Source organism: Limnovirga soli (assembly GCF_013106755.1).
Classification (GTDB): Bacteria; Bacteroidota; Bacteroidia; order Chitinophagales; family Chitinophagaceae; genus Limnovirga; species Limnovirga soli.
The window spans coordinates 492,508-500,641 of record NZ_WHPF01000001.1 but is presented as its reverse complement, the minus strand read 5'-3'; the positions used below and the strand labels follow the sequence as shown (position 1 = coordinate 500,641).

7 protein-coding genes are annotated in these 8,134 nt (G+C 40.0%); 4 read left to right on the top strand and 3 right to left on the bottom strand.

Features of this window, described 5'->3' with window-relative positions:
• Positions 1-211 precede the first annotated feature (211 nt).
• Positions 212-763 (bottom strand): FEKKY domain-containing protein, encoded by a 552-nt coding sequence (locus GD597_RS01860; RefSeq protein WP_171606085.1) that lies wholly within the window; start codon positions 761-763, stop codon positions 212-214.
• 253 nt (positions 764-1,016) lie between these two features.
• A complete protein-coding gene (locus GD597_RS01855) occupies positions 1,017-1,706 on the bottom strand; it encodes a hypothetical protein (RefSeq protein ID WP_171606084.1) in 690 nt (229 codons plus the stop codon).
• Positions 1,707-2,016: 310 nt separating this feature from the next.
• Between GD597_RS01855 and GD597_RS01850 the strand changes: the two genes are divergently transcribed.
• From GD597_RS01850 to GD597_RS01835, 4 genes are all read left to right on the top strand, one after another.
• Complete coding sequence (locus tag GD597_RS01850; protein WP_171606083.1) at positions 2,017-2,277, top strand: hypothetical protein; 261 nt, start codon at positions 2,017-2,019, stop codon at positions 2,275-2,277.
• Between the two features lie 228 nt (positions 2,278-2,505).
• Positions 2,506-3,453, top strand: a complete 948-nt coding sequence (locus GD597_RS01845) for a fasciclin domain-containing protein (protein ID WP_171606082.1) — start codon at positions 2,506-2,508, stop codon at positions 3,451-3,453.
• A gap of 13 nt (positions 3,454-3,466) precedes the next feature.
• Positions 3,467-4,561, top strand: coding sequence for a sensor histidine kinase (locus GD597_RS01840; protein ID WP_171606081.1), 1,095 nt, complete (start codon positions 3,467-3,469; stop codon positions 4,559-4,561).
• On the top strand, positions 4,542-5,300 hold the full coding sequence (locus GD597_RS01835) for a LytR/AlgR family response regulator transcription factor (protein ID WP_171606080.1): 759 nt from the start codon (positions 4,542-4,544) through the stop codon (positions 5,298-5,300). The genes GD597_RS01840 and GD597_RS01835 overlap by 20 nt, the downstream gene beginning before the upstream one ends.
• 325 nt (positions 5,301-5,625) lie before the next feature.
• Here the strand turns inward: GD597_RS01835 and pbpC are convergent, their stop codons facing one another.
• On the bottom strand, positions 5,626-8,031 hold the full coding sequence (gene pbpC / locus GD597_RS01830) for a penicillin-binding protein 1C (RefSeq protein WP_171606079.1): 2,406 nt from the start codon (positions 8,029-8,031) through the stop codon (positions 5,626-5,628).
• Positions 8,032-8,134 lie beyond the last annotated feature (103 nt).

The window sequence follows — 8,134 nt, the reverse complement described above, 5'->3', positions numbered from 1 at the left end:
CTAGCATAGTGTATTTTTTCCCCTTCAATTATTGGCCCGGCAAAAGAATAGCTAATCAACTTTCCTTGCGTCGCACACTTGTACGGCGGGTAATACTATGCAGCTTTTATCAAAGGGGAATTGTTTCTAATAAATCAAATCCATAAGTTGCACGTAAGGTTCTATATTAAGAAAAAGGAGAAATCCCCTTTGCTTACTCGACTAGCTGCGATTATAATTTCTCAAAGGTCTTTGAAATGTCAACTTTTACTTCTTGTCCCAATGTAATTCTCATAATATAATGAACCATTAGTTCTGATTTGTTATTTAAAAAGTCCGTACTATATACTTTTACCTGAAATTTATTTTTTGTTAAGTCAGGAATCACTAAGTAATAAAAGTATGGTTTTTCATCATCGCGAGTCTTTGAATTGATTATACTGTCAGCTTGTTGTCGAACTTGATTTGCTGTGTCCAATTGTGAATAAAGATTTGTTTTCCATCCTTTACCAAATCTTGCTTCTAAAATTTTATAGACAGCATTGTTAACTTTGAAAATACTGTCCATTTTTGATGTTGTTACAACGCAGCCAATCGGATAATATCTAAATCCATATCTTTTTGCAAGAAAGTTCATTTGGGTAATCGCTTCCAAGTCTGGAATACCTGTCGTAACAATCTGAAGTGATGTGTCTTTTAGCGGCTTGCTTACAATTGGCTTTTGTCTAATGTCAGTACAAGAAAAGAAGTAAGCAGTATATACAAGCAAAACAAGTCTAAACATAAAGGCTTTTGTCCTAAGATGCAATTATAACAATTTTGCATAAATAATCGCAGCTAACGTCGGCGGCTTTGGGCTGGTGTGTTATTTTCCAACTGTCCGCCCGGTACCGAAGTTGATTATTTTGTTTAGATGAAGTTAAGAACTAAAGCCCAAAATTGAACGTCCTGCCAGAACTGAAGACCGGAGATGCAGTTAGATGAAATTTGTTTGTCCAGCCACACTTGCCCAAAACCGTTTGTTGCCTGCTGGCGTTTTACCCGGCGGAACTGCCCCAACTTTCAAATTGTGTCCCTTTGAGAAAATTGCTGTAAGAAAAGATAAGGTCGTTTATTTCCTTTTTTTTTATGAGGTAAGTCTTAGTATCAACTTCATTATTTTCTCTCAACTTAGTTAGTTGTGTCAACTCTTGATTTTTAAGATGTCTTTTTTTTACGTTTTCGTAATGCTCTAATTCTTTTTCTCTCTGCTCTAGAATATCTTCTCTGTTTCTAATTGGATTTTCTTGATTAGTTGTCCTTTCAAGACAATAGCCGTTGCGTTTGCTGTAAGAAATTGTTTGTCCAAATTCAAAGAATGGGTCTTGCCTGATAAATTGTTCAAAACCGTCACAAATAAATTGAAAATCTCCCTGTCGAGTTATAATTGTCCAGTGATTTTGATTTTCGCTGTTCGGCCTTTCAATGTCTTCAATTTCAAATGCGTCCTCTAATCCTGTGGCGAAATCAAAACTTAGGTCTTTTATTTTTTTGAAAACTAAAGTAGCTGGTGCAACCCAAAATGTAAAGGGAAGCCCTTCAAGGTCTGGCTTATTCCATCGTAAAATGTAGTCGATGTCCAATTCTAAATCCTCTGTCAAACGGATTTTATAGATTTGGCTGTCGTGCCAACCCATATTCTCGAAGTCTTTGTCAGTCCATATTCTTTTCTCTAATTCGTATATCATGGTTGATGTTGTAGGGTGTTGCAGTACGCTTTCAGGCAACTCAAAAATAGACGAACTAAACAGCCATGCCAAATAAATCAGCTATTGATAATCAATGCATCTAAAGTGCGGTTTTAAAATAGATGGTGCGTCTATTTTTTACCAGATGATTGTACGGTTTTCTTCGCCTTCTTACCTGTCGCCATAAAATGCAGCCAGGGATTAAATTCTTTTTTACTACCAACTCGCTTATTTGAAAAATACCTGATACTTCCCATTTTGGTGTGTAAAAGGGTGAATAATCATCTAACTAGCGAGTATTGCCATCTGAATGGAAGCAAATGCCATTTGGACGGCCACTATTACCATTTGGATGGGGGCTATTGCCATTTGGATGGAAGCTATTGTCATCTGGACAGCTACTATTGCCATTTGGACGGCGACTATCTACATTTGGACGGCGACTTTTTGGCTGGCACCCCGTTCTATAGCCATTGATTTAATTTATACAACCCATAAAAGCCCAATAAAGTATCTAACCGTACAAGAGTGCGACGCAAGTAAAGCCGCTTTTTGTGCATTGCCGGGTTAATGAAAGCTGTTAAACCAATATAGTGTTATAGTAAATAGCACATTGCTAAAAAATGTGTGTTGCAATAACTACCTAAAACAGATACGCCCGTTAAACTAAGAAGACCTATAGCATGGGAATTGTTTTTTTCGGTTAGGTATTTTGCTGCTTCACGCTAAAAATGCTACAATTCATTCTATTGCCTATTGAAATGATGCCGGGACTGTGTTATAAAAAGAAAAGCATTTTATGAAATCATCATCAATTTTAAAGTCTCTTTTGTTTGCATGTGTAGTTATTTTACTAAGTGTAAGTTGTAAAAAGGACGAAGATCCGCAACCACAACCTGTAAAACCTACCATTGCCGAAATAGCATCTTCGGATACGAGTTTTTCTTTTTTGTTGGCGGCTGCAACTACCGCCGGACTTGCTGACGAGTTGGCCGCACCAGGGGCACTAACTGTATTTGCGCCCACTAATAACGCATTCAGGGCTGCGGGATATGCAACAAAGGCCGCAGTAGAAGCTGCTGACCCAACTACCCTTGCCGGAATTCTTACTTATCACATTATCTCGGGTGCTGTATTTGCCAAAGATGTACCAGCAGGTCCAAATGCTTCTGTTCCTGTTTTAAGCGGAGGGGTTGTGTATACTACAAAAAATAGTAGTGGTGTTTTTGTTAATGGGGTTAAAGTAGTTACAGCAGATGTAGAAGCTTCTAATGGCGTAGTGCATGTTATTGGGAGTGTATTGATGCCGCCATCGGGTAATATAGTTGAAACTGCATTGGCCAATGCTGATTTTACTTATTTGGTTGCAGCGATAACCCGTGCCAGTGAAGGTACTACAAACGTGGCTGCTGTATTATCAGGACCTGGCCCTTATACCGTTTTTGCACCTGTTAACCAGGCGTTTATAGATGCTGGTTATGTTACAATTGCAGATATTGAGGCTGAAGAACCAGATGTACTTGCTTCAATACTTACTTACCATGTAATTAGTGGCAGAATTTTTTCTTCTGATTTAACAAACGGCGCAACACCAGCCACCCTGAATGGTGGAACCGTTTTAATAGATCTTTCATCAGGTGCTAAAGTAAAGGGAGCTGAGAATACTTCCGCTTCTGAAATTGTAAGTGCAAATATTGTAGCCACCAATGGTGTTATTCATGTAATAGATCAGGTATTGTTACCTTAAAACTAAATAGTTTATGGCCCCCGAACAAAGGGGCCATAAACTATGTTTTTATACTATGTTTTTTAATCACAAATACCGGTATTTGTTTATTTTGCTACTGGCATTGTACACCTACGTTTGTACAGAATTATGTCAGGTGTATAATTATTTCCAAATAAATATTCACTGGTATTATTCTTTTGCAATAATACTATTGATTACTTTTTTTACATGGGAAATAAACAGGCTGATTGCTACAATATTTGATAAAATCTTTCCTGGCAACGAAAAAATTAAACGAAGAACGGCGCTTTTCTTTTTTACAGGTCTGCTGTTAGCCTATTTAACTACAATAAGTATCGATTTACTATTTGCAAAACAGGTTTTACATGAGGAGCAATCTTCTATACAAAACCCGTTAAAGCTTACATTGATATACACTTCTTTAATAAATCTGCTATTTCATTTATTAAACCTGGTTGTGGTATATCAAACCGAGTTGAAAGCTAAGGAGTTAGAGGCTGAGGAGCTGAAACGCAGGCATGCACAGGCTGAATTATCGGCTATTAAACAACAAATAAACCCTCATTTTCTATTTAATAATTTAAACGTTCTTTCAGGCCTTGTTATGCAGCATAGCAATTTGGCAAACGATTTTATTGAGGCTTTTTCAAAGGTATACATGCATATTCTTACCAATCAGAATAAGGAACTAATTGAATTAAATAAAGAAGTGAGTTTTCTTGAACCTTATTTTTTTCTGTTAAAACAAAGATTCCCGGAGGCTTTGCAGGTTGAAATTGATATCCCGGAAAAATATGCTAATCATTATGTAGTGCCAGTGGCACTGCAAATGTTGGTAGAAAATGCTATTAAACACAATGTGCTGTCAAAGAAAAAGCCTTTATTAATAAAGATTTACGCAAATGGCAACAAAACAATTTCTGTAATAAACAAACTACAACCCAGGCAAGATACCGGACCCACTTCCAGGATTGGATTAAATAATATACGTAAACGTTACTTGCTTACTGCTAATAGAGATATTAATGTTGAGAAAGATGGGAATACGTTTACTGTAACCCTGCCATTACTAGAAATAAATAACCATGAAAGTATTAATAATTGAAGATGAAGCAGTAGCTGCACAACGATTGCAAATACTACTAAATGATTATGATAGTTCTATACAGGTTTTAGGTTGCCTGGATAGCATTGAAGAATCTGTAGCATGGCTGCAGCAACACGAACATCCTGATATTTTACTGCTGGACATTCAACTTGCAGATGGTTTTAGTTTTGAGATATTAAAACGTACCAACTTTAAAAAACCTGTGATTTTTACAACGGCATATAACTCTTATGCACTCGAAGCTTTTCGTTATTTTAGTATAGATTATTTATTAAAGCCTGTAAGCTTCGAAAACCTGAAAACTGCATTAGATAAATTCAGATTAATAACAAATATTAATGTAGACTATAGCAACCTGTTTACCGCTTTAAAAGATTTTTCAGGAGAACAATACAAAGAAAGATTTTTGGCGAAGGTGGGGCAAAAACTGGTATTTGTAAAAACTAGTGACATTGTTTATTTCCGTGCAGCTGATAAGGTTGTTTATATAATTGACAAGCAGGGAAATAAATTGCCAATCGATTATACGTTGGAGAAATTGGAAACATTATTACATCCGCGTCGTTTTTTTAGACTTAACAGAAAAGTAATTGTATCTATTGACAGCATTGCACAGGTAAAACCCTATTATAACAGCAGGCTTATGTTATACCTTAAAGATGGTCATAAATCTGACGATATGATCATAAGCAGGGAGCGTGTGCCTGAATTTAGAGAGTGGGCGGAAAAATCATAATGAAGGCGTAGCTGTAAGTTCTGCAACAATTTTAATTAGCCTGCTTTTTAATCCTATCTCAATAACATGTAAGTTATTTAATCTGGCTGCACCCATTTTTGGGGTTAAAAATATGGTCTATTGATTCTTTGTTGTAAGTAATTAGCCGCCTTACTAATATCTCTTATATTTATTATGGCCTTTTTGCCTTATTTGGTACCCATAAAATACTGCTACTTTTATCCCCATTTAGAGCCCAATAAAGTATCCAACCGTACAAGAGTGCGACGCAAGCGGTGCCCCATTGATGAGCTAAGGCCGGGCTAATAATACCATACAATCCGGGTTATTGCTTTTCTTTTTCCAGTATTTCAAATTGCCGGGTTACAGATTCGCCGTTTTGGTCTATTACCCGTAACACATGTTTGCCCGGCTCCGGACTTACCGCCATTTGATGAAAGCGGGTGGTGCTGCCAATAAATGCATCATCCAGGTGCCAGAATAATTTGGCACCGGCATTGCGGTGGGTGGCAGTAAATACGGTTTTGCCGCGCTGGCCACTCAGCTCCAGCGGTATATATATTTTAGCATCTTCCTCGGGGTAAATAATATCCATGGGGCGTATACTTTCGTTGACGCAACCTGGCATAAAGGGGGGCAGGGTTTTATAGTCGGCATGTTTTTGTTTGTAATAATATTCCATGGCCGGTGGCAAAATAAACCAGCTTTGTTGTTGCATATCTTCCGGCGAAACACAGTTGGCAGTTACCCTGTACAGGCCAGTTTTATCTACCTGTATTATTTTATGGTAGGGGCAAAGCGGTGCTTTTACCGCACTACTACTCACCATAACGGTATCTACCAAGGTGCAGTCTGGACCGGCTTTATAACCACTGGCAAGGCAAACGGGCAGGTACATAAACCCATCCACCGGTACATGAAACCAGGGCGACCTTGGCAATTGCCTGAAAATATCAAAAAGCAGGGGGGCAGCGGTATTTATACCTGTTAACTCGGGCCGGCCCTCGCCGGTTGTATTACCCACCCAAACCACCACACAATATTTGGGGGTAATGCCCACCGCCCATCCATCCCTGAAACCAAAGCTGGTGCCGGTTTTCCAGGCAATGCGCTGTGCGGAGGAGAATAACCCCCACAGGCCTTCCTCGCCGGGGCGCATTACTTCGTTCATGGCATTAAACGTATGCCATAACGCGGTATAATTAAACAGGGGCGTGGTAAAATTACTGGCAGGTGTGGTTGTGGCGGGCATATACACAGGCATAAACCATTGGGCCGTATTCCATTGTTCTTTATTGGCTTGTTCGTGGTTGTACATGCGTGCCATGCTGCTGTATACACCTGCCAGCTCGTATGGTGAAATTTCGCAGCCGCCCAGTATCAGGCTCATGCCATAAAAATCGGCGGGCTGTTGAACGGTAGTAAAACCGCAGCGCTGCAGTACATCGTAAAACTTTTGATATTTATATTGTTGCAACATTCTTACCGCAGGTATATTTAAACTGCGGGATAATGCCCTGTTGGCAGGCACGGCCCCATCATAACCCAAATCGAAATTTTGTGGGGTATAACCACCAATTTGTGTGGGAATATCGGGTATTAACTGGGCAGGTAATATACTGCCTTCAGTAAGCAGCGAGGCATACAGCAAGGGCTTTAAAGTGCTGCCGGGGCTGCGTTTGGAAGCCAGCACATCCACATTGCTTTGCAGGGCTGCATTTTGTGGTAAATATACATTGCCGGTATAGGCCAATATATGGCCCGTTTCTATTTCTACCACCATAGCGGCGGCATTATTTATCTGATTGCCTTTTAGCTGATTATGGTATTGCAAAACCATGGTATTAAGCGCCTGTTGCAAGCTGCTGTTTATAGTAGTTTGTATACTGGTGGCGCCATTGGGTGTGGTAATTTTTTTGCTGGCATAATCTTTCTTAAACCGGTTTAGCAGGTGCGGTGCCAATTGCGGCAGGGGTTTGGGTGCACCTGGTAATGGCTCTAATGCGGCAAGTGCCGCCGTTTCACTATCAATGGTATGATTGGCTACTAACTTTTGCAACAGGGCATTTCTTTTTTGTAACAACAAGCCACGGTTTTTACCCGGGTGCACCAACGATGGGGCATTTGGTAGTACGGCCAGTGCGGCAGTTTCGCCCCAGCTAAGTTCATTGGCGCTGCGGCCATAGTAGCGCCAGGCAGCGGCCTGTAGGCCCACCACATTACTGCCAAATGGGGCATTGGCCGCATACAGTGCCAGTATTTGGTTTTTGGTATAGCTAAATTCAAGTCTTAGCGCCAGAATAGCTTCGGTAAATTTGTTAAAAACGGTGCGGCTGCTATGCTGCTGTTGCATACGCATTAGCTGCATACTGATGGTACTACCACCGCTTACCACATTGCTGTGTTGAATGTTTTGCAGCAATGCCCGGCCTATGGCAATGGGGTCTACACCGGGGTGATAAAAAAAGCGTTTGTCCTCAAAAGTAATCAGGCATTGTACAAATTTTTCGGGCACCTTTTCCTGATAAGGAAAGCGCCACTGACCATCTGCCGCAATGGAGGCGTTTAATAAATGGCCATCTTTATCGGCAATAACAAAGCTGGTAGGCGATACAAATAGTTTTGCGGGTAGCGACAGCGCAAATACACAAAGGCATACCAGCACCACTGCCCATTTTATACGCCATAATGTATTGCGTTCCTTAATAAAGGTTAACCACCTGTTTTTCATTCCTGTTTATTATGTACCCAGCTATACAGTTAATAATTGGGCTTTACTTGCCACGCTCGGTTCGGGGTTCCTGCCTTGTGGCAGCAGATGAAATACACCAGTA

What these genes read in the sequence shown, in the direction of transcription:
- GD597_RS01860 (WP_171606085.1), bottom strand. Translation starts at nt 763, where the DNA reads ATGTTTAGACTTGTTTTGCTTGTATATACTGCTTACTTCTTTTCTTGT.
- GD597_RS01855 (WP_171606084.1), bottom strand. Translation starts at nt 1,706, where the DNA reads ATGATATACGAATTAGAGAAAAGAATATGGACTGACAAAGACTTCGAG.
- GD597_RS01835 (WP_171606080.1), top strand. Translation starts at nt 4,542, where the DNA reads ATGAAAGTATTAATAATTGAAGATGAAGCAGTAGCTGCACAACGATTG.
- GD597_RS01850 (WP_171606083.1), top strand. Translation starts at nt 2,017, where the DNA reads ATGGAAGCAAATGCCATTTGGACGGCCACTATTACCATTTGGATGGGG.
- GD597_RS01840 (WP_171606081.1), top strand. Translation starts at nt 3,467, where the DNA reads ATGGCCCCCGAACAAAGGGGCCATAAACTATGTTTTTATACTATGTTT.
- GD597_RS01845 (WP_171606082.1), top strand. Translation starts at nt 2,506, where the DNA reads ATGAAATCATCATCAATTTTAAAGTCTCTTTTGTTTGCATGTGTAGTT.
- pbpC (WP_171606079.1), bottom strand. Translation starts at nt 8,031, where the DNA reads ATGAAAAACAGGTGGTTAACCTTTATTAAGGAACGCAATACATTATGG.